This is a genomic window from Lysinibacillus sp. KCTC 33748 (assembly GCF_002237755.1).
Classification (GTDB): Bacteria; Bacillota; Bacilli; order Bacillales_A; family Planococcaceae; genus Lysinibacillus.
In genome coordinates this window covers 37456-58233 of record NZ_MWSJ01000023.1, presented here as the reverse complement: position 1 = coordinate 58233, position 20778 = coordinate 37456, and the positions used below count along the sequence as shown (strand labels likewise).

18 protein-coding genes and 1 pseudogene are annotated in these 20778 nt (G+C 35.0%); 9 read left to right on the top strand and 10 right to left on the bottom strand.

Annotation, left to right across the window (positions count from 1 at the left end; genetic code table 11):
- Window positions 1–707, bottom strand: a 707-nt coding sequence (locus tag B1B04_RS25440) for a collagen-like domain-containing protein (protein ID WP_481817194.1), incomplete at its 3' end; no start/stop codon positions are given.
- 646 nt (window positions 708–1353) lie between these two features.
- Between B1B04_RS25440 and B1B04_RS20685 the strand changes: the two genes are divergently transcribed.
- Window positions 1354–2289, top strand: coding sequence for a bile acid:sodium symporter family protein (locus tag B1B04_RS20685; protein WP_079563260.1), 936 nt, complete (start codon window positions 1354–1356; stop codon window positions 2287–2289).
- 120 nt (window positions 2290–2409) lie between these two features.
- Here B1B04_RS20685 and B1B04_RS20680 read toward each other — a convergent pair whose 3' ends face one another.
- Together B1B04_RS20680 and B1B04_RS20675 are read right to left on the bottom strand one after the other, a co-directional pair.
- Window positions 2410–3657 (bottom strand): MFS transporter, encoded by a 1248-nt coding sequence (locus tag B1B04_RS20680; RefSeq protein WP_079563259.1) that lies wholly within the window; start codon window positions 3655–3657, stop codon window positions 2410–2412.
- Window positions 3658–4338: 681 nt separating this feature from the next.
- Window positions 4339–4551 carry a hypothetical protein gene (locus B1B04_RS20675; RefSeq protein ID WP_240518359.1) on the bottom strand — a complete coding sequence of 71 codons (213 nt, stop codon included), beginning with the start codon at window positions 4549–4551 and terminating at the stop codon, window positions 4339–4341.
- Window positions 4552–4960: 409 nt separating this feature from the next.
- Between B1B04_RS20675 and B1B04_RS20670 the strand changes: the two genes are divergently transcribed.
- Window positions 4961–6205 (top strand): nucleoside permease, encoded by a 1245-nt coding sequence (locus B1B04_RS20670; RefSeq protein WP_079563258.1) that lies wholly within the window; start codon window positions 4961–4963, stop codon window positions 6203–6205.
- Window positions 6206–6306: 101 nt separating this feature from the next.
- Here the strand turns inward: B1B04_RS20670 and B1B04_RS20665 are convergent, their stop codons facing one another.
- Both B1B04_RS20665 and B1B04_RS20660 read right to left on the bottom strand, forming a co-directional pair.
- Window positions 6307–6768 carry a VOC family protein gene (locus tag B1B04_RS20665; RefSeq protein ID WP_079563257.1) on the bottom strand — a complete coding sequence of 154 codons (462 nt, stop codon included), beginning with the start codon at window positions 6766–6768 and terminating at the stop codon, window positions 6307–6309.
- Window positions 6769–6912: 144 nt separating this feature from the next.
- Complete coding sequence (locus B1B04_RS20660) at window positions 6913–8418, bottom strand: methyl-accepting chemotaxis protein (RefSeq protein WP_079563256.1); 1506 nt, start codon at window positions 8416–8418, stop codon at window positions 6913–6915.
- Between the two features lie 138 nt (window positions 8419–8556).
- On the opposite strand from B1B04_RS20660, the gene B1B04_RS20655 reads away from it, so the two are divergent.
- Together B1B04_RS20655 and B1B04_RS20650 are read left to right on the top strand one after the other, a co-directional pair.
- Complete coding sequence (locus B1B04_RS20655) at window positions 8557–9507, top strand: MBL fold metallo-hydrolase (protein ID WP_079563255.1); 951 nt, start codon at window positions 8557–8559, stop codon at window positions 9505–9507.
- Between the two features lie 692 nt (window positions 9508–10199).
- Entirely contained in the window at window positions 10200–10838 is a 639-nt protein-coding gene (locus B1B04_RS20650) for a hypothetical protein (RefSeq protein WP_079563254.1), read from the top strand.
- A gap of 420 nt (window positions 10839–11258) precedes the next feature.
- Here B1B04_RS20650 and B1B04_RS25970 read toward each other — a convergent pair whose 3' ends face one another.
- Together B1B04_RS25970 and B1B04_RS20640 are read right to left on the bottom strand one after the other, a co-directional pair.
- Complete coding sequence (locus B1B04_RS25970; protein ID WP_176166750.1) at window positions 11259–11522, bottom strand: hypothetical protein; 264 nt, start codon at window positions 11520–11522, stop codon at window positions 11259–11261.
- An 80-nt stretch (window positions 11523–11602) separates the two neighbouring features.
- Window positions 11603–12556, bottom strand: coding sequence for a nucleoside hydrolase (locus B1B04_RS20640; protein ID WP_079563253.1), 954 nt, complete (start codon window positions 12554–12556; stop codon window positions 11603–11605).
- 93 nt (window positions 12557–12649) lie between these two features.
- On the opposite strand from B1B04_RS20640, the gene B1B04_RS20635 reads away from it, so the two are divergent.
- A complete protein-coding gene (locus tag B1B04_RS20635; protein WP_079563252.1) occupies window positions 12650–13288 on the top strand; it encodes a Crp/Fnr family transcriptional regulator in 639 nt (212 codons plus the stop codon).
- A gap of 139 nt (window positions 13289–13427) precedes the next feature.
- Here the strand turns inward: B1B04_RS20635 and B1B04_RS20630 are convergent.
- Together B1B04_RS20630 and B1B04_RS20625 are read right to left on the bottom strand one after the other, a co-directional pair.
- Window positions 13428–13661 (bottom strand): annotated as a pseudogene (locus tag B1B04_RS20630) (IS3 family transposase); the annotation flags it as partial.
- Window positions 13662–14079: 418 nt separating this feature from the next.
- Window positions 14080–15903 (bottom strand): DNA ligase D, encoded by a 1824-nt coding sequence (locus tag B1B04_RS20625; RefSeq protein ID WP_079563250.1) that lies wholly within the window; start codon window positions 15901–15903, stop codon window positions 14080–14082.
- Window positions 15904–16007: 104 nt separating this feature from the next.
- Here B1B04_RS20625 and ku point away from each other — a divergent pair, with 104 nt between their 5' ends.
- Entirely contained in the window at window positions 16008–16826 is an 819-nt protein-coding gene (gene ku, locus B1B04_RS20620) for a non-homologous end joining protein Ku (RefSeq protein WP_079563249.1), read from the top strand.
- Window positions 16827–16851: 25 nt separating this feature from the next.
- On the opposite strand, the gene B1B04_RS20615 is transcribed toward ku, so the two are convergent.
- Complete coding sequence (locus tag B1B04_RS20615; RefSeq protein WP_079563248.1) at window positions 16852–17376, bottom strand: AAA family ATPase; 525 nt, start codon at window positions 17374–17376, stop codon at window positions 16852–16854.
- Window positions 17377–17725: 349 nt separating this feature from the next.
- On the opposite strand from B1B04_RS20615, the gene B1B04_RS20610 reads away from it, so the two are divergent.
- From B1B04_RS20610 to B1B04_RS20600, 3 genes are all read left to right on the top strand, one after another.
- Window positions 17726–18481 carry a class I SAM-dependent methyltransferase gene (locus tag B1B04_RS20610; protein ID WP_079563247.1) on the top strand — a complete coding sequence of 252 codons (756 nt, stop codon included), beginning with the start codon at window positions 17726–17728 and terminating at the stop codon, window positions 18479–18481.
- 111 nt (window positions 18482–18592) lie between these two features.
- Window positions 18593–19291 carry a DJ-1/PfpI family protein gene (locus B1B04_RS20605; protein WP_079563246.1) on the top strand — a complete coding sequence of 233 codons (699 nt, stop codon included), beginning with the start codon at window positions 18593–18595 and terminating at the stop codon, window positions 19289–19291.
- Window positions 19292–19513: 222 nt separating this feature from the next.
- Window positions 19514–20536, top strand: a complete 1023-nt coding sequence (locus tag B1B04_RS20600) for a serine hydrolase domain-containing protein (protein ID WP_170939043.1) — start codon at window positions 19514–19516, stop codon at window positions 20534–20536.
- Window positions 20537–20778 lie beyond the last annotated feature (242 nt).

The following is a 20778-nucleotide window of genomic DNA, read 5'->3' as shown; positions in this document are numbered from 1 at the left end:
AATCCTTGTGCTCCTGTTGCTCCCACCAATCCTTGCGGGCCTGTTGCTCCTACCAATCCTTGTGCTCCTGTTGCTCCTACTAATCCTTGTGCTCCTGTTGCTCCTACTAATCCTTGTGCTCCTGTTGCTCCTACTAATCCTTGTGCTCCTGTTGCTCCTACTAATCCTTGTGCTCCTGTTGCTCCTACTAATCCTTGTGCTCCTGTTGCTCCTACTAATCCTTGTGCTCCTGTTGCTCCTACTAATCCTTGTGCTCCTGTTGCTCCCACCAATCCTTGCGGGCCTGTTGCTCCTACCAATCCTTGTGCTCCTGTTGCTCCTACTAATCCTTGTGCTCCTGTTGCTCCTACTAATCCTTGTGCTCCTGTTGCTCCTACTAATCCTTGTGCTCCTGTTGCTCCCATCATTCCTTGTGGGCCTGTTGCTCCTACCAATCCTTGTGCTCCAGTTACTCCCATCATTCCTTGTGGGCCTGTTGCTCCCATTAACCCTTGTGCTCCAGTTTCTCCCATCATTCCTTGCGGGCCTGTTGCTCCTGAAGCTCCAGTAGGGCCATTTCCTATAGGGGGATCTGGGGTATATGGATATCCAATACAACCACGCTCATTACATTTATATCTAAATTGATTAACGCATGTATCACACTTGAATCTATTACTATAGTTACTATCCCTAATTAATCTAGCTTGATAGTAACTAAACGACATAAAATCACCTCCTGTATCATTAATAATTTATTCTTAAAAAATTTTGTAAATTAGACGATATCCTAGGATTATTTAAATGAATAAAATAAATTGTCCTTAGCCTACCTAAGCAAATTACTAATCTGCTCAAGCTCTTTCCTAAAGCTCAATGCTCCCTGAAACCTTTCAACCGCTAATTTTTTTTGCAGGGTCATAGGCATTACGTTTCGGCACCCTTTAACACTTTAGAAAAGTTATGTGGTCCCCCTGATTGCTTAACCTCATACCTTCAGTCGGAAGAGTGCATTTGTTTAAACTCAATCGTTCATTTTCTGTATTTATTCCATTAGCAATTGATACGGTCGCGGATCTTGGACTATGTAATTCATCCTACTAGCTACACTCCAACCTCCCTCTGTCAAATCGGCAGCCAATCGTTCTAATTCTCTTGATGACCACCTTTTTTCTTTTCTATCATAGGCTTTATTACTCCCATACCTAATTCATATAAACTACTCAAAATAATAGAAAAGGTATTAGAACTTTATTTCCCTGAATATTAATAATATAGAACTCATCTTATTAACTGACTATTCCCACTATTGATTAAATTCTGTGATTAGTTTATAGTTTACTATGTTAGTAAAATATTACATCGAGGTGTTACATGAAAGCTTTAGAACGTTTTAGTCAGTTTGTTAGCAATACATTTGCAATTTGGGTGCTTCTTTTTGCAGCGCTTGCCTTTTTTATTCCTAGCGGATTTTCTTGGATTGGGGCGTATATCACGACATTACTAGGTATTGTGATGTTCGGTATGGGATTAACCATAACGGTTGCGGACTTTAAAGAAGTCTTAACTAGACCGAAGGATGTGACAGTTGGTGTAGTTGGTCAATTTCTAATCATGCCAACTTTAGCCTTTTTATTGGTGAAACTGTTCAATCTTCAACCGGAAATTGCAATTGGAGTAATATTGGTAGGTTGCTGCCCAGGGGGTACATCTTCAAATGTCATGACATTCCTTTCCAAAGGGGATGTGGCATTATCAGTGACAGTTACATCTATCACAACTTTATTAGCTCCGATCGTCACACCTGGACTTATTTATTTATTCGCAAGTGAGTACATTGATGTTGCACCTAGTGCACTTTTTATGTCGATCGTCAAAGTAATTATTATTCCGATTGCATTAGGCTTCATTGTACAAAAGTTCTTTAACAAGCAAGCCAAAGCAAGTGTGAAAGTGATGCCACTTGTTTCTGTAGTAGCCATCGTTGCTATTGTGGCTGCTGTAGTTGCAGGCAATCAACAAAAGATTGCTGAAACTGGTTTAATTATTTTCGCTGTTGTTGTTTTACACAATTGTTTAGGCTATTTTATCGGGTATTTATTTGGAAAGATCTTCGGTATGAACTTAGCGAAAAAGAAGGCTATCGCTATTGAAGTAGGAATGCAAAATTCGGGCCTAGGCGCATCTTTAGCTGTTGCACATTTCTCTCCATTAGCCGCGGTACCAAGTGCGATTTTCAGTGTATGGCATAATATATCAGGTCCTATATTAGCAACCATTTTTAGTCGTATGAACGATAAGGATAAGTAAATAAGATTCAACACATAGACTCAAATAGACCGCAAAGCTTTCTTAAGAAAACTTTGCGGTCTATTTATCTCTTGTTTTGAGGTTTTTGTACAGAATCTCTTTTGCTCATCCCCCTTCTTTTCATACCTCCCCCTCTATTTCTCCTTTTGTATCGTTTTCAAACGTATCATACATTTTCTCTTTAATGAATAGTGCAGGAATTAATCCCATGAATGCATAAGAGATACCTAATACAGCTAGTCCAAATCCAATTGATTGTGTAGTAGCGATAATTCCAATAAGGATAGGAGCTACGGCTGCACCTATTCTTCCTGTATTATAAGCCGCACCTACAGCAGTTCCTCTAATATTAGTCGGGAAGCTTTCACTTAAATAAGTAGCATTTACACCATACGGCGCTCCATATACGAAACCTAGAACCGTCATTAAAATAATGATATTTCCTGGTGATTGATAAAAATATATGACTGGTAACATAACCGCTGTAGATAATCCTGCGATCACGAAAACCCCACGACGACCAATTACATTGGCAACCCAACCAGCAAGTGCTTTACCAAGAATCGATGCCGTATATGTTCCAATTAAATACCCTGTCATTTCTTTGAAATTAAAGCCTAATTCTTTCACTATATACGTGGGTAGCCATGTACCTACTCCGTAATATCCAAATTGCAATAGTGAAGAAGTTACTACCCATAATAAAAAGATTGTAAAAACTTTCTTATCCCTAAACAACGCAAGCCATTCATTTGATTTCTTAACTTTAGATGATTTAGCTTGTTTTTTAGCCAATCTCCAACCAGTAGGTTCGGGTACTTTTACTCGAATATAGATCGCCACAACAACCGGGATGATGGAAATTAAGAATAATGGTCTCCAACCATATTCAGGGAGAATCGCGCCAGCTAATAAAACAGCGACTAAATATCCTAATGAATAGGAAGAACCTAATACCCCCATAATAGTTGCTCTATGTTTAACTTTTACATATTCAGCCATTAACATTGTGGCTAACGAATATTCAGCCCCCATACCAATTGCTGATAAAAAACGAACAATAATAAATTGTTCATATGTTTGTACAAAAGCTAAGAGAGCAGTTCCCACTGAAAATAATATCATCATATAAGTCATCATTTTAACGCGACCAAAGCGGTCAGATAACCAACCTCCTAGGATTCCACCAAGCGCCATCCCTAATAGGGAAAATGTACTGATCCAACCAGCAGCCTTAGTATCTAAGACGAATTCGTCAATTAAGCTCGGCATCACCAATGACAACATTTGGATGTCCATACCATCAACTGTTAAACCTATAAAACTAGCTACAAATACAATTTTCCATAGATTTGAGTTCTTTTCCATAACATATTTCCCTTCACATTCCTAGATTGTTTCGAAAGAAGTATCTATAAGCACAACGAGGAAACTGTATAGAATGTTTTGGTAAGAAAGGTTTAATAGTATGTTTTGTAGTATTAGAATTTCAAGTAGAAAGTAATTTACATAGAGGTGAAGGATTCTTATGAAGATTTTTCATCTCCTACTTGATTAACCAAGAATTATAATTTAATTAGAATCTAACGGCACCAAACATTTTATACGGCATTTATTACCTCCTTTTAAATAGTTATACATTTTATGAAATATCTTTAAAATAATTCTAAACATTATGTTTCGTAGGAACAGATAGTTTTAGATTAGAGGCATTGCTAATAAAACATGTACACATTAGTCATAAAGATAATTGATTGGACTTCCGTATACAATTAAAGAGCCCTCAGACGAATCGTGACGGAGAATTACCCGTCGACTGGATTTTCAATACGTCTGAGAGCCCTTCTATTAAATGCCTGTTGCCCCATTGTCCTTTATTGAAGTAATTGAAAATAGAAAAAAGTTACTCATTATTTTTCAAATGAGTAACTTCACTTTGTTGAAAAAAGGTATGTATAGGAATGCTATTCCTTAATTTTCTCGTTCTATGTGTAATAATGACAATCCTATTTTAGAAGGACATACATTATTTTCAACTAATTCAAAATTTCATTCAAATAAAGAGAGAATTGCTATAATCCATACACCTATCACAAGTATTAAAAACCACCAGCCGATAAACTTAACGTATTTTTTTAAAAATGATTTCTTAATGAATTTTTCTGAAAAGGAACTCATCTTTAAAAAATCATCAGGAAACTTTAACAGCATATAAGAAAAACTGCCAAAAATTAATGTAACCAATATTGCCATAATAAACATTTCCAACGTACCTACTCCTAAACTTTAAGTTTTAAAACAAAACGTCACTTATTAATTATATTATTTTGTAACTAAATTGCCTATCAAAAAATTCCAGATTTTGTATCAAAGAACATGCACTTCCTAATTTTTCAAAAAACTAAAATCCTTCTTGTTATATTTTTTCTAGACCTTCCTATTTCCGTAGAGGGCATCTCTATATTATTGCAATTTTCACTAAAACAATTTTGTTACTTTATATAGGACAATCCTTCAAAAGAAACCCCAATAAAGTTCGTATGATTCGGACACAAGGAGCAAATGCTGTAGTTATGTTCAAAAATCCAAAGTAGTGAATTACGAAAGAAATAACTTTTTAAATGGCATTATTGCCTCAGTACAACTACATCACCTTCTATAGGAGGAAAAAATGAATATAAAATTACGGCTTAAAATAATGATTTTTCTTCAATTTTTTATTTGGGGGTCTTGGCTCGTTACATTTGGTTCTTATATGATTAATACGTTGCATTTTACCGGTGCGCAAGTTGGAATCGTATATAGTTCTAACGGTCTTGCAGCCATTATTATGCCCAGTCTTATAGGTATCATTGCAGATCGTTGGGTAAAAGCCAATGTTTTATACGGAATATTGCATTTCCTCGGTGCGATTACCCTATTTATTGCGGCTCAAATTTCCGATCCTACTATGATGTTTTGGGTAATGCTCTTTAACTCAATCGTGTATATGCCAACACTTGCATTATCGAATACGATTTCTTATTTTAGTTTGGAGAACAAAGGGTTTGATATTGTAAAGGACTTCCCGCCTATTCGTGTCTATGGGACAATTGGTTTTATTCTTGCGATGTGGATTATTAGTCTTTCCAAAATTGAATTAAGTAATATTCAATTATTTATTGCTAGCGGCTCTTCGTTAGTACTTGCGCTTTACACAATTTCTCTTCCGGCATGCCCAACTTCCAACGAAATAAAGGACAAGTCGTGGGTAAGCCTTTTGGGGCTTGATGCTTTTGTTCTTTTTAAAGATAAAAAAATGGCTTTGTTTTTAATTTTTTCAATGCTATTAGGCGTTGCGCTTCAAATTACTAATACATTCGGTGATCCATTTTTACACGACTTTGCATTGAACCCTGATTATAAAAATAGCTTTGCTGTTAAATATCCAGCTATTTTATTATCAGTGTCACAAATTTCAGAAGTATTCTTCATTCTCACCATCCCGTTTTTTTTAAGTAAGTATGGCATTAAAAAAGTAATACTAATCAGTATGATTGGATGGACATTACGTTTTGTTTTCTTTGGGTATGGAACCCCAATTGGCGGTGGATTTTTACTATTGCTGTTATCAATGATCGTTTACGGTTGTGCCTTTGATTTCTTTAATATTTCGGGAGCGATTTTTGTTGAAAAAGAAGTCGATCATCGTATTCGAGGCAGTGCTCAAGGATTATTTAGTACGATGGTCAATGGTTTTGGCGCCTATTTAGGAGCTATAATTAGTGGCAAAGTAGTTGATTATTTCACAGTTGAGGGCGTAAGAAATTGGCAAAATATTTGGTTGTTCTTTGGCGGTTATACGTTCGTTTTGGCCATCATTTTTGCTATCGTTTTTAAATATAATCACGACAGTAACGCATTGAAAAATGGATAATATCACTTCCACAAAAGAAAGAGCCTTACCGTTCATGGTAGAAGGCTCTTTTGCTGTAATGGAATTTCCCACTAAAGAATTCCACAAAATCCGCTAAAAGTTTAAACGGAATAACCTTTTCTCCACTCTTCAAGAGACATCTCATTAAAACTCTCCATATCATCTAGTCTCAATGGTGTAATTAATTCTAATGAATTACCATCCGGGTCTGAAAAGTAAATTGCTGCATGTGCATGAGGATAGTTTGATAATACTAAAGGTTGATGTTCGGAAGTAAGGCCAAATTCAGTGCGAACTTTAATGCCAATTGAAGACAACCACTCTTTTACATGCTCAAGATCTTCTTCGTCAATTTTGAATGCCAAATGTCGGATAGATGGATGGTATTTTAATTCAACGCTATCACTTTCCCATAAACCTAACCAGCTTTCTCCTTTAACAATCCAGAAAAAAGCTACCTTTCCTTTATAATATGCGAGTTCTAACCCTAACTTTTGATAAAATACAATCGAGTTTTCTAAATTACTAACTGGTAAATGTGCTTCATATAAACCTTTTATCATTTCAACATTCTCCCATTTCACCTTTATTTATGAAATAATATATAAAAAACACATTCCATTTACATCCATCTTTAGTCTGAAATTAAAAAAACCTATCTTCTAATCTCTTCCCCCTTTCTAAATAATCAAAATAATTATGTCAATCTAATTCCCACTACAATCATAAAAAGATTCTCTTTCTTTTTTCATAACAAGCGACTTTAATGTATCGCTTAATTCTTGAATTCGACTAGTTGTATTCATCATCATTTCAAGCATATTATGTTCGTCCTCCACCGAGTGCACAATCTCTCCTGTAGAAGTTGCATTTTGTTCGGTCATGTCATTAAGTTTTTCAATCTGGAATTGGATTGTTTCAAACTGAGAAATGGCGCTGCTTAATTCATTCATCCCTCTAGTTAAATCTATATTGGCATTATTAAATGAATCTTTTAGAACATTGAAGAAGTTGCTCACATCTTGTAAAAGCATTTCCCCTTGTTGTAACGCTCTTTCACCATCATCAGAGCGTTGATGAGCTTCTGTTGATTTTTCGAACAAAGTTCTCGTTACACTCGTAATACTTACCGTAATAGCAGCACTTTCTTCCGCTAATTTCCGCACTTCATCAGCAACGATGGCGAATCCTTTACCATGCTCCCCCGCTCTTGCCGCTTCAATTGCAGCATTAAGAGCAAGTAGATTCGTCTGTTCTGCAATATGCTGTATGCCCTTTAATAAACTATCTACGGTTTTCAAGCTAGTCTGTAACTCATTCACAGTTTCGGCTGTAGAACTCATCGCTTGATTCATTACGCCCATTTGCACCATCGCATCCTGCATTTTCTTCCACCCTATTAGAATCTCCTGCTGAAGATCAGTAGATTTAGAAACAGTATCCTTTGAAATTGAGAATGTTTCGTTGACAAAATGCACAGATTCTTTCATCGTGCCATGAATCATTTGTAAGCTAGATGATTCCTGCTGAATACTTGCAGAAATATCCTCAGTAGCTAAAAGAATTTGTTTACTAGACCCAGATATTCGCTGCATTGTTTGTTGGAAATGTGTAACATGCTCATCCAATGCTTGACTACTTTTTTCAATTTCCTGAAACGTATTTTCAAGTTGATTTAATGACGTTTTTACTTCATTTTGTTGAATTGCAGCATGCTCAATTAGTTCATTGCCCCATTTTGCGATTAAATATAATGCAATAATAACACCATTCATAATCGCTAGAAGCGTAATGAATACCGTTATATCATCAAATGGACCTAATAATGATTCCGACTTAACAATATAAAGAATAAGGAAGCTGATGTTTGTTAGCACGCCAAAGAGCAATAGTAATTCTTTCTTAAAATAAAGAGCAATAATGGCCACCGAACAAAGTAAAATATAATGTTTATTTAATGAAAAGCTATCAACTAAAAATAACGTAAAGACAACACTTGAAGGAATTATTCCAAAAATAAAGCCTTTAACATACGTTTTAATTGGTAAAAAGTAATTACATATTGCTAAAGCAATAACGGCAAGTCCAACAAATAAGAACATAATGCCCTTTGAAAATATGAGCGGTCCACAAATTAGCGCAGCCAAAATTGCAATGATGGCTATATTAACTCGATGGACCTTTTGTGTATCGTAGCGAATATTTTTCTCCATTAACAAATCCTCCTAAAAAATGAATGGACATTCAGTATAATTTTCTATTATTATAAAGTATAACCACTACTTTTTATAGATAAAAATTGCATATTAGAGAATATTTCGCACTCAACAGAAATAAAGGGGGATCATTTTATGGGGAGAGTCAAACAACTTGCACCAAATTTTTATTGTATTGATACACACGATTTAAATCGAGAACAGCGTACAAGCTCTTATTTGTTGATTGATGAAAAAATTGCCTTAATCGAGACTTCTGCTAGTCCGTCAATGCCATATATAGTAGAAGGTTTAGATGAATTACATATTGATCTAGAGGATATTCAATATGTAATTGTTACGCATATCCATTTAGACCACGCTGGAGGAGCAGGTTTATTTTTACAAAGCTGTCCAAATGCCACATTCGTTGTTCATCCGCGAGGTGTATCTCATATGGTAGATCCAAGTCGTCTAATTGCAAGTGCTAAGAGTGTTTACAGAGCAGAATTCGATCGTCTATTTGATCCAATTGTACCTATTGATGCTGAACGCATTATCGAAATTGGCCATGAGGAGGTACTATCTTTAGGCCAGCATCAGCTAACGTTTTATCATACAGAAGGTCATGCAAAGCATCATGTATCAATGCATTATTCTGCTACGAATGGATTGTTTGTTGGAGATACTACTGGTGTACGTTATCCAGAAATGGAGAGCGAAGCAATTGATTTAATTATTCCCTCCACTTCACCGAATCAGTATGACCCACATACAATGGAGCAATCTATCCAGCTTTATGAAAAGTTAAATGCTTCAGAATTGTATTTCGGTCATTTCGGTGCATATAGAAATCCGGCTGAAGCTTACAGACAAGTGCGCTATTGGACGCCACTATTTCTAGCTGAAGGAAAAAAAGCGTTAACGGTATCTAGTGATTTTAAAGAACAAGTACATTTTTTAGATAGTCGCTTGAAGGCATTATTACACAACTATTTACAGGAAAACGGTATCGCAGAAAATCATCCCGTTTATCAAACAATCCCGTTCGATACCATTGTATCTGCAATGGGGATTCTTGATTATCTAGAAAAGAACGACGGATAGAATGTTGTTCTTGAACATGATTTATTTGAGGATTCCGTAGACGGCCCCTTTGCCTAGTACCTGCCAACTTCTCTTGAAAAATTTCGCTCGTCCTTTCCTGTTAATCTATAATTACTTCCTCAAGTAACAGAGGTACTTGAGTTTAATAGCAAGACAGTAGTGACCATCTCATACGGGGTGGTTTTTTTGTGGTTTTAAACAAAGATTGATAATAATTAATAGAGGCTGATAAAGAAATCCTGTGAGCTAGGATCTCTTATGAAACACGATAAAAAAAAGGCTGTTTCTTATAGAAAATACTTAATGCTCCAAAATAAACACATTGCTTCCCTCTTAAGTCGAAAGTAAGAAGTGGAAAAAATTACATATATAAAATAACGCAAAAAATTGTTAAGATTTGATAGGTAAAGTATTCTATGGAATGAAATTGGAAAGATGACTTTTCTCCAACAAGTGATTATATTGGTTTAAAATTATTTGAGAATACAATCCAACCTTAGTTAGAAAAGCGAAAGAGGTAAACATTTGGCTTGTTCAACTAGCGGGTGCTCTCATTATTCGATTCACGAAATCTCAAAAGAGAAAGACTGAGTGCGATCTACGCATTACATAGATGAATTATATCTTTCTGTTTACAGCAATAATCTTTCAGAAAACAGTCTTAAACAAACATAAAAAGAGGAGCAACACAATTGAAATTATTTTTAAATGTAACAACTTATTTAGTTACTGCTATTGCCGCAGTTCTCGCATTTTATTCTTTAGCAGTCATTTATTATGAATTAAGTGGTAGTGGTAGTGGTTTTGAGATGGATTTGCAATATTTACTTGGTATTCTCTTCATGGTACCTATTACCGTGATTATTTCGTTTATTATCTGTTATTTTTTAACTAAAAAAATTACTTGCAAACCGATACTATTTGGAACAATAATCGGGTTTTGGTTAATTAAAGTTATAGAAATAGTTAACGATTCATATAACTCATATCATTATCAATCAGACGAAGATTACATACCAAACTTCTTTATTAGCAACACAATTGACTTCTATATCCTGTTATTGCCAACCATTCTTGTGTTTTTATCTCATTTCTTATTAAAGAAATATAACAACTGGTTGCATATCAGTGGTTTTACACTTGGTGCAACTATCAGTTTCTTTACAACCTACGCAATAGTTCTTTTTATGAGACATGTTAATAATTCATTAACTTCGTATCATTATTTCGATAACAAAGAATTAATGATCGTTCTCGTAGGAACTGCTATTATCACAATTCTAGGAAATATTATCGGACTCAAGAAATTTAATCAGGCAAAAGAGAATTGATTTATCTCCCCGTAACTAGAACCCGGAGTAAATGTTTATTGTGTGAAAGCGAAGCGCTTATAGCTGACGCCTCGCTTTCGCTACAAAAGACATTTACTAAAAGAAATTAAATTCAAGCAATACACTACATTTCATAAGGAATTTTGGCTTCATTTGAAAAATTTGCACTAGCCCATTCACCCTCACGCTTAAACAACTCATACACAGCTTCTCAATCCGGCGGCGGTTCATCTATCCAATTTAGTAGCGTACGAATAATAGATTCTTTTTTCGGGAAGTGATGAATAAAGACTTCAGACTGTTCATGAAGTCGTGTCGTCCAAATTTGAGAACGTACCAATACCATTGAATAATATGTTCGGATGAGTTTACGAGAGAAGCCTTGTGTAAATATTTCAAAATCTTCCTTAGAAGCTGTTTCTAACCTTTTAAACGTCCGTTTAAGAGCTTCATAAATATCACCATTAAAGAGACTGCTATCTCCGATGTAAGCTTATACGGACCAAATCGTTCTCCTAAATCCTCTCCATACATACAGACACAGAGTTCCTTTAGAAATGCATTTTCGTAATAATTTGAGGGGGTAACCGTGTCGTCGTAATATGCTACAGCTATACCAACACCACGAACTAGAGAACGATAATTTTGAGACAGTTCTTCAGCAGTTTTTTTAAATTCTGACAACTTAACGGAACTCAGTTTGGACTCAAACAGCGCAATAAGGTCTAGATCTGATTTTTTTACAATCGCTTCTCCTAATATTGTTACCTTACTAATAATTCTAATAGACGTTTCTTGAATAACTGATTGTCAATGGTTTTACACACTTTTGCGTTAGGAGTGTGCCCTGCAAATCCATCAGAAATGGCAAGTTTACTACCGCCGTTTACTATCACTTGACCATAGGCAGCAGCTTCTGTAGTACACACATAACAGTAACATAACTTGTCTTCAAGGACGATTTCATCCCATAATACAACACCCATTGCCACGGCATCTGGTAAATCAACAATATGCTCATTACTTCTTTGTAAATTATATTCAAGCAAGGAACGGTTACATTTAACAGAGAACACAGCTTCTTCTTTACCACTTGATAGTAATACATCCATATCGTCCTTATTCAATGCTGCTTCGCCTAAACATACATCAAATCCAATAATGGTAATAGGTATACCTGAGTTGAGCATAATACTATATGCCTCTGCATCTACATACACATTAAATTCTGCAACAGGTGTAGTATTTCCAGGGCCAAATCCAGAAGTGCCCATTGTGTAAATATGCTTTACCTTTTTCATTGTCTCAGGTGCTTTTAAAATAGCAAGGGCAATATTTGTAACAGGACCAATGGTTACAATTTCGATTTCACCAGGGTTATTTTCAATAATTTCAAGGATAGCATCTACGGCATGCTTGGTTTCTGGCAAAAGAGTAGGATTTATTAAATTACAATCTCCCATTCCGTCTTCACCATGAACATTAACAGCTGTAACTAAATCACGCATAAGTGGTTTGCCTGCTCCAACATAAAGAGATGGCTTTTGACCATTAACAACTTCGATAGTCATTAGTGCATTTTTTGTTGCCAATTCAACTGGGACATTGCCACAAACAGTTGTTATCGCTTCTACTTTAAGATTTGTTGATTTTAATGACATAATTAACGCTACAGCATCATCACTTCCAGTATCTGTGTCAATAATAATTTTCCTCATAACAAGACCTCCAATACTTATTTGTCCTGATTATATAATTCAATCTATAATGAAAATAGGTCAAATGACCAAAAGCGAAAAGAAGGCGAAAATATGGATTTTAAAGATATTGTGAATGATGCATCAACGAGTATTAAGAAAGAATTTATTTATAGAAGATATAAGAAAGGTAGCCTTATTATTCACCCACATGAACAAAATAATTATCTTTATATTCTAATTACAGGTAGAGCAGAAGTGTATAGACAAAGTTATGAAGGAGCGATGCTTTCCCTATATATTTATGATTCATATAGTTGTTTTGGGGAAATAGAAATTTTTAATGAAAAAATTAAAACACTCGGTGTTATTGCAAAAGAAAATTGTGAAACGATAGCGATCCATAAAACAAAGGTTTATGAATGGATGAAAACCGATTTTAATTTTAATTTTTACATAATTAAACAACTTGCTTCAAAATTAACTTTAAGTTCAGATACTACAGCAAAATTATCATTGCTAACAGTTAAAGATCGTATCTTATTAAGCATACATAATCATTATAAAATCGGTGATTTAGATAATCTTACAAAGCAAATTTTATCAAATGAGGTCTGTGCACCAATTAGAAGCTTAAATCGTTCAATAGCTCAGTGCATAAATGAGGGCGTCATAAGTTATAAAGATAAAAAATTCTCTATAAATTCAATTGAAGAAATAGAGCAATACCTTGAAAATTTTTTATTAAAATAAAATTATGGATTATATTTGTTTTCACATGTATAACTTTTTTTCAAATCGACAAGAGTACGTTCCTAAACGTACTCTTTAAAAGATAATGATACTGTAGTATGTCAACACTAAACTGTACAAAAATTATAAGGGCTTTTGCTTAGTGTTCCTGAATTCGAAAGTTATTGAACCGATGAACATAATCATCAAGTTCAAAAGCAAGCTGTTCAAGAGAAGAGAAATGGACTCCGTTAGCGAAATCTGTATTAAATACCTTAAAGGTCGCTTCAGCCACAGCGTAGTCATAAGGGCATCCTTTCATGCCCGGTGATCTTTGGATACCGAATGTTTCAAGACTCTCTGAAATTAGCTTGTTATCAAATTCTTTCCCTCGACCGAATCACATCTATTTTCGTCCCATGATCAGCGCCGCCTGCTTTCAAATACGAACAGAAATATAAAGTCAACTTTAGTAAGTAATTTAACATTAAATTTTGATATAGCAAACGAAATTAAAATCTATTTAAAAGACTTAGATTACATAATAAAATTATAATCTTGTTAAAAAGCATCGCCACTAAAGCCGATGCTTTTTGCTATTATCGGTTTTGCTCCTATCTGCCTGTTCATACTTAGAAGAAACCCTGAAAAGATGGATAGGACGTTCTAAATCGTGGATAGAATCCCTAAAAAGATGGATAGAACGTCCAAAGTCGTGGATAGAATCCCTAAAAAGATGAATAGAACGTCCAAAATCGTGGATAGAAACCCTGAAAAGATGAATAGAACGTCCAAAATCGTGGATAAGCACCTCATTGCTCCATTAACCGTTCTAAAGCCGATTGAAAATCCTGGCTCTCCCCTATTTCGCGGAAATTTTTAAATGGGTTGCTCCCTTTTTTCATACGCTCCACTACAGCAGGAATCGTAAATTGATCTGGTGTTAAACGCTCATTAACCTCCTCCCAGTATAATGGCGTTGCCACTAATCCCTTCTCATTGCCACGAGTTGAATATGGCGCAATAATCGTCTTGCCTTCTGCGTGCTGCACATAATCTAAATATAATTTTTGATGTCTATTCTTCTTTAAACGCTCAATCGTATATAATTCCGGTTTTTGCTCACATAAAAAACGACAGATAAATTCAGTAAATACGCGCACCTCATCGTAAGTAAAGGCGTTTTCAGGTAATGGTATATATAGCTGTAATCCTTTACCCCCTGATGTTTTGACAAAAGATTGGAGCTTAAAATAATCGAGCATTTCCTTTAAATCCAGTGCCCCAGAAACGGCAAGCGAAAATTGATCGACAGAAGGTGGATCTAAATCGAAGACAATTTCAGTCGGATGATCTGTTTGTAATGTTTGAAAAGGTATGTGTAGCTCTAATGCAAGCTGATTGCCTAACCATAGTAATGTTTCTAGATTATTGCATACAAGATAATGAATATTGTCCATCCAACCTGTTGAAGCAAATGCAGGTATTTTCTCGGGACTACTTTTTTGATAAAAGCTTTCACCCGGCACCCCATGTGGAAATCGAATTAACGTAAGTGGTCGATCTCGCAAAAAAGGTAGCAAATACGGAGAAATCATTTGCAAATAATGCAAATAACCATCCTTCGTAATACCAACTTCAGGCCAAACTGGCTTATCAGGATGCGTTATCAGAACAGTGTCTGGAATAGGAAAAAGTTGACGCTGCATATGATGCCAATGACAATCCTCTGGTAATATTTCCAGTCGAAATGTATGAAAACGCGGTTCTCGACATTTGCTGCCATCAAAATCAATACATGCTATATCAACACAGATAGATGGCTCCAATTCCCATGTTTCATTATTTCTCTGCCCATTTGCTTGAAAAAAAGCAATAAGTGTTTTACGTTCTTCCTCTGACATTCCATGTTTAAAACTAACAACTTCAACTAACTTCTCCTGTTGATAAATACTGCCATGAAAATAACCATTGCTATGATCGTATTTCGTAACGATGACCGTAACATATCTCCAATTTTTTATTTTTAACCAATGCGCCGAGCGTGTATCCCCAACCCATTTACTTGTTTTCTTCTTCGCAACCATGCCCTCTCCATTGTAAACCTTAATAGCCTCCCAAAGAGGGTCACTATGCTCCACACTACTAATCACCTGCAAAGGACGCTGATCCTCATAATTGACAGTCACCGGGAGCTTTAAAGTCGTAAAAAGCTTAGAAATTTGCTGTTTGCGTTTTTTTAAATACTTACTTGTTAGCGACTCCCCTTTTAAGCTCAGTAAATCAAAAGCTATATAGTGACAAGGAAAAGTTTTTGCATGTGTAGCAATAACATCTTTGTTTTGCATTCTCCCCCTTTGTTGGACGAGCGAAAAATCACTATTAAAGTTATTCGTGAGACAAACTAATTCACCATCAAATGTAAGTGGTAAATACTTTTTAACTTTATTAAATATACTTTTACAAAAATCGAGTATCTCTGGAAACAAGTTATTTAAGTTATTGCCATTTCTACTTATTAACATTGGCTGTTCGTCCCATACTAACATACATCTAAATCCATCATATTTTGTTTCGTACATCCATTCCTCACCAATAGGCGTTTCAAGCACTTCCGTTAAAAGCATCGGTTTCATAAGAATACCTACTTTTCTTTTTACCTTCAGTTTTTGACGATTTCAGTTTAAGATACATAAAAATAAGTAAAATATATCATAGTAAGAAAAACGAGGTGATACAAATGCATACAGTTTGGAAAGGCAGTATCTCATTTGGTCTTGTCAATATACCGGTAAAACTTCATGCCGCTACTGAAAATAAAGACATTAAATTACGACAGCTCCATAAAGAATGTCATACCCCTATTAGCTATAAAAAGGTTTGTGAAGGCTGTAACCAAGAGGTAAAAGATGAGGATATTGTGAAGGCGTATGAATATGCCAAAAATAAGTTTGTCGTATTAGATCAAGAAGAATTAGAGAGCTTGCGGAAGGAAAATGAAGATAAGGCCGTTGAAATCATTGATTTTGTGAAATTAACTGAAATCGACCCTATATATTTTGAACGTACTTATTTTTTATCTCCTGATTCGACTGGTGGAAAGGCTTATTCCCTTCTACGTCAAACTTTAGAGCAATCCGGAAAAATAGGCGTTGCTAAAATTATTATCCGTTCAAAAGAGCAATTAGCGATCGTCCGCGTTTATCAAAACGCTTTAGTGATGGAAACGATTCATTACCCTGATGAAGTAAGAAGTGTTGGGGATGTTCCAAATGTGCCAAGCGAACAAAATATAGTTCCAAAAGAGCTAGAAACTGCACTGATGCTCGTTGATCAATTAACGACCGAATTTAATCCTGAAAAATATACAGATGATTATCGCAATGCATTAATGGAGCTTATAGAGGAGAAAAAAGCTACGAGTACTATTTCAGCTAACGATAAACGCCCAGTCCCGGATAATGTCACAGACTTAATGACAGCGCTCCAAGCCTCATTAGAAAAAACGAAAAAGCCTGCAACGAGAAAACGAGCAACGAAAACGAAGAAAAATGCTTAAAATACACATATAAGAAGCGTATCCTTTATTTATTGGATATGCTTTTTTTAAGAATCTCCCTTTTACTTGTTACGACCAATAACTTGTCTTTATACTTTCCATATTTGTTATAAAAATTAGGTTTGCTAATCTCCTCAAAATAACGATTCCATTGAAACATTTTTATAAAAATTGAAAAGGTTGGTTTGTAATTGGACTTTTCCAAACCGAGTTTTTGTAACGTAAATCTCTTTATTATTCGATAGATTCTGATGTAATAATTCGTATTTATGAAAATAATTAAGTCTGCATTCAAAAAACTTTGTTCTACCCACTCTTCATTATGAACTCCCTCAATAATCCAAGCTTTTGTAAGAATAATATTTTGCAAATAATCCACTTTTTGTTGATCGGTCCTTCTAATATCCCCTGATTTTTGTCTGATCCAAACAACATTATCTAATTCATAATAACGAATATTTAATTTCTCAGATAATTCTTTCGCTAAAGTTGTCTTCCCACTCCCAACAGAACCAATGATATGTATTTTACGCGGAAATTCTTTGTTCAAACAAACCCTCCTAATCATCTTTTAATATTATTTATGGCTCATCGCAATAGCGTAGGTTGATTTCTGTTCCGCCTAGGCGCTTCGCTTTCGTGCAGTTAAAACATTTGCCACTGGCACTTCGCTTTCGCACATAGCAAAGCGTCCTGGGGGCGTCCGATGAGCCGCTTCGCTCCATGATTTCAACTGTGACGCTGATCCACAAGGAGTCACCGCCTTCACTCCAATTAACTTATATACATGGCATTCATTTATAAACACCATTACATTATAAGAACCTAATTTGCACGAATATTGGATACATTATACAATATTCTTACAATTAAAGAAAAAGTTGAAGGAGCTAAAATATATGTTTCAAAATGAGTTTAATGGAAATCTAGAGAAATATAATAACCCTATTGAATATGATGCACTTTATGAAAATCACAAAGTAGATTTACATTATATTGAAGATCACCTAAAAACAAAGAACGCTACGATTATTGAATTAGCTTGTGGGACAGGTCGATTAGCTATTCCTCTTGCCAAGCAAGGATATGAGGTTTATGCAATTGATATTCACGAAGGGATGATTCAGCAAGCTATTGAAAAAGCGAAAAAGGAAAATGTTAATGTACATTTCACTGTGCAAGACTGCACACAACTTCATTTACCAATCACCTCAAATTTTATTTATATGACAGGTAATTCATTTCAACATTTTTTAAGTAATGAAAGTCAAAATGCTTTATTCCAATCCGTTAAACAACATCTACATCCTGGAGGAGAATTTGTATTCGATACGCGGAACCCTATTCTAAGCGAGCTATCTATTGTAGATGAATACGAGGAAAGCTTGGTTACTAGCAATGGAGAAAAACTAACCATTCAACACCATGAAGAATATGACCCTATTACACAGATTTTAACTGGTCGTTCTATCAATAAGCTAGAACATTCAACTTTCGAAGATTCAATTCGAATTCGCTATACATATCCAATGGAATTGAAAAGGCTATTAGACCAAAATGGATTCGACTTGTTACATCTATATGGGTCATGGAACAAAAGTGACTTTACAAAAGATAGTATTTGTATGATTGTACATGCACAATTGAAAAAATAAGGCTTTTTTCGAAAAGATTGGTGCTATTCAACTATTGAAACAGTTTAGTTTAACAAGGATATTGGTTATTTGTCAGTTAGTTTGTAGAACGAGAGGAGCGATAAAGTAAGTATGAAGGTAATCATCTTTTTATACAATGGCGTAACTATGTTGGATGCGATTGGGCCTTATGAAGTTTTAAAGAATATGGAGGATACTGAAGTATTATTTGTCGCAGAAAAAACAGGAGAAATAAAAGCTGATTCAGGTTTTATAGACATCAATGTGAAATACAACATCGATGATATAAAAGATGCAGATATTTTAATAATACCAGGTTCAACTATAGGGTTTATGCAGGAAATGAAAAATGCAAACGTATTGAATTGGATAAGGGAAGTAGATAAAACTACAAAATGGACAACTTCTGTATGTACAGGTTCATTATTATTGGCCTCAGCAGGTTTACTCAATGGATTAAAAGCAACATCGCATTGGAGAGTTATCAATTTACTTAGCAATTTTGGGGCAATTGCAACAAGAGAAAGAGTAATAGAACAAGGTAAATATATAACTTCATCAGGGGTATCTGCTGGTATTGATATGGCTTTACATTTATCTAATAAACTAGTTGGTGAAGATCAAACCAAAGCAATTCAACTTACTATTGAATATGATCCACAACCAATTTTTAATTCCGGTAATTTTTCAAATGCAGAAGAAAAAATCAAAAAAATTGCAGAGAAGAAATTAACAGAAGACGTAAAAAAAGAACTTGGGTTGCTAGGTATGATTAAAAACTCAAAAAATATACTTAAATTAATTAAATAAACTTTTATCGTTACAATAAAATAGTTTAATTCCTATTCCACTAAAGGGTGCAAGAGTTATAGATGCAAGCTGTCATTTTGGTAGCTTTTCTTATTGCACTAAAATGATGATAGCAAACTAGAAGCAACAATCTTGGAGAAAATAGCCCAAAATAAAAAAACTATTTAAAGAACACAAGTTCCCTTTTCTGTTATAATGAAGAAAAAACTAGGAGCTCAATAGATGATAAACATTCGTGAACGCATGGAGCATTACCGTATAACAGGTTTAAGCATTGTAGCTATCGAAAAGGGAAAAATCAGTAAGAAGGAGCATTTTGGTGTTCTAGAAACAGGTACCGATAAAATAGTTAATGAGCACTCCATTTTCAACGCTTGCTCAATTAGTAAGTTTCTAACAAGCATTTTAGTAATGAAATTCGTAGAACAAGGGATTGTAGATTTAGATGAAGAAGTTAATAAAAAACTAGTTTCATGGAAGGTTCCTGACAATCCTTTGACAAAGCATAAAAAAGTTACATTACGCAACTTACTCTGTCATCAATCTGGTATTGTGGACCCTGAGGGCAGTTTTATGGAACTAGAATCTTTCAACAAAATACCGTCCATGGTAGAAATATTGAATGGTACAACGGCTTTTTGCCCTACTGCCATTGAAGTGACATATGAACCTGAAAGTGAATTTCACTATTCTGATGCGGGCTTTTGCCTTATTCAACTATTACTAGAAGATATAACGCAAAAACCTTTTTCTTATCTACTGGACACTTTTATATTTAAACCACTGAGTATGACGAACAGTACATTTTCTACCTCTCTTTCAACATCGAATTTAGAAAATTTTGCATGTGGTCATGATCAAAATGGAGCGTTAATTCCAGGGAAATATTCTATTTATCCTTATATTGCAGCTTGTGGTATATGGACTACCCCGAGCGATTTAACAAAATTATTACTGGATATTATGAATGCTATCAAAGGCCAAAGTAAAATTGGCATTTCGTCCAAACAAGTCAAAGAACTATTCCGCACACAAGGCTGTAAAGAATGGACAGGTCTCGGCGTATTTCTAGATGGCATGGGTGACAACCTTGAGTTTTCCTCTCTTGGCTGGGGTGTTGGATTTCAATGTATGCTAGTCGCCTACCCTTACCTTGAACAAGGGATTGTTATGATGACCAATACTGACACAGGTGTGCATCAAATGAAGGGAATCACGGGAGAAATCTACCGTTCGCTTTCCTAATGATGGAAAAAGAGGCTGATGATCTTATGTAAGAGTATAAGAATAGAGGATAATTAGTCTTATAAAGGCTAGTTATCCTCCTTTCTTATTTAGCTTTGATCTTGATGGTAAAGTTCATCAATTGACAGAGGAAGATGAAATTCCTGAATCGCTGTCTTTTGCTAAACTAATGCAGCCTGTTAGTTCAAGAATAAAACTATTAATTTTTAATAACTACTGACTCACTAAATATCATTCTTTAT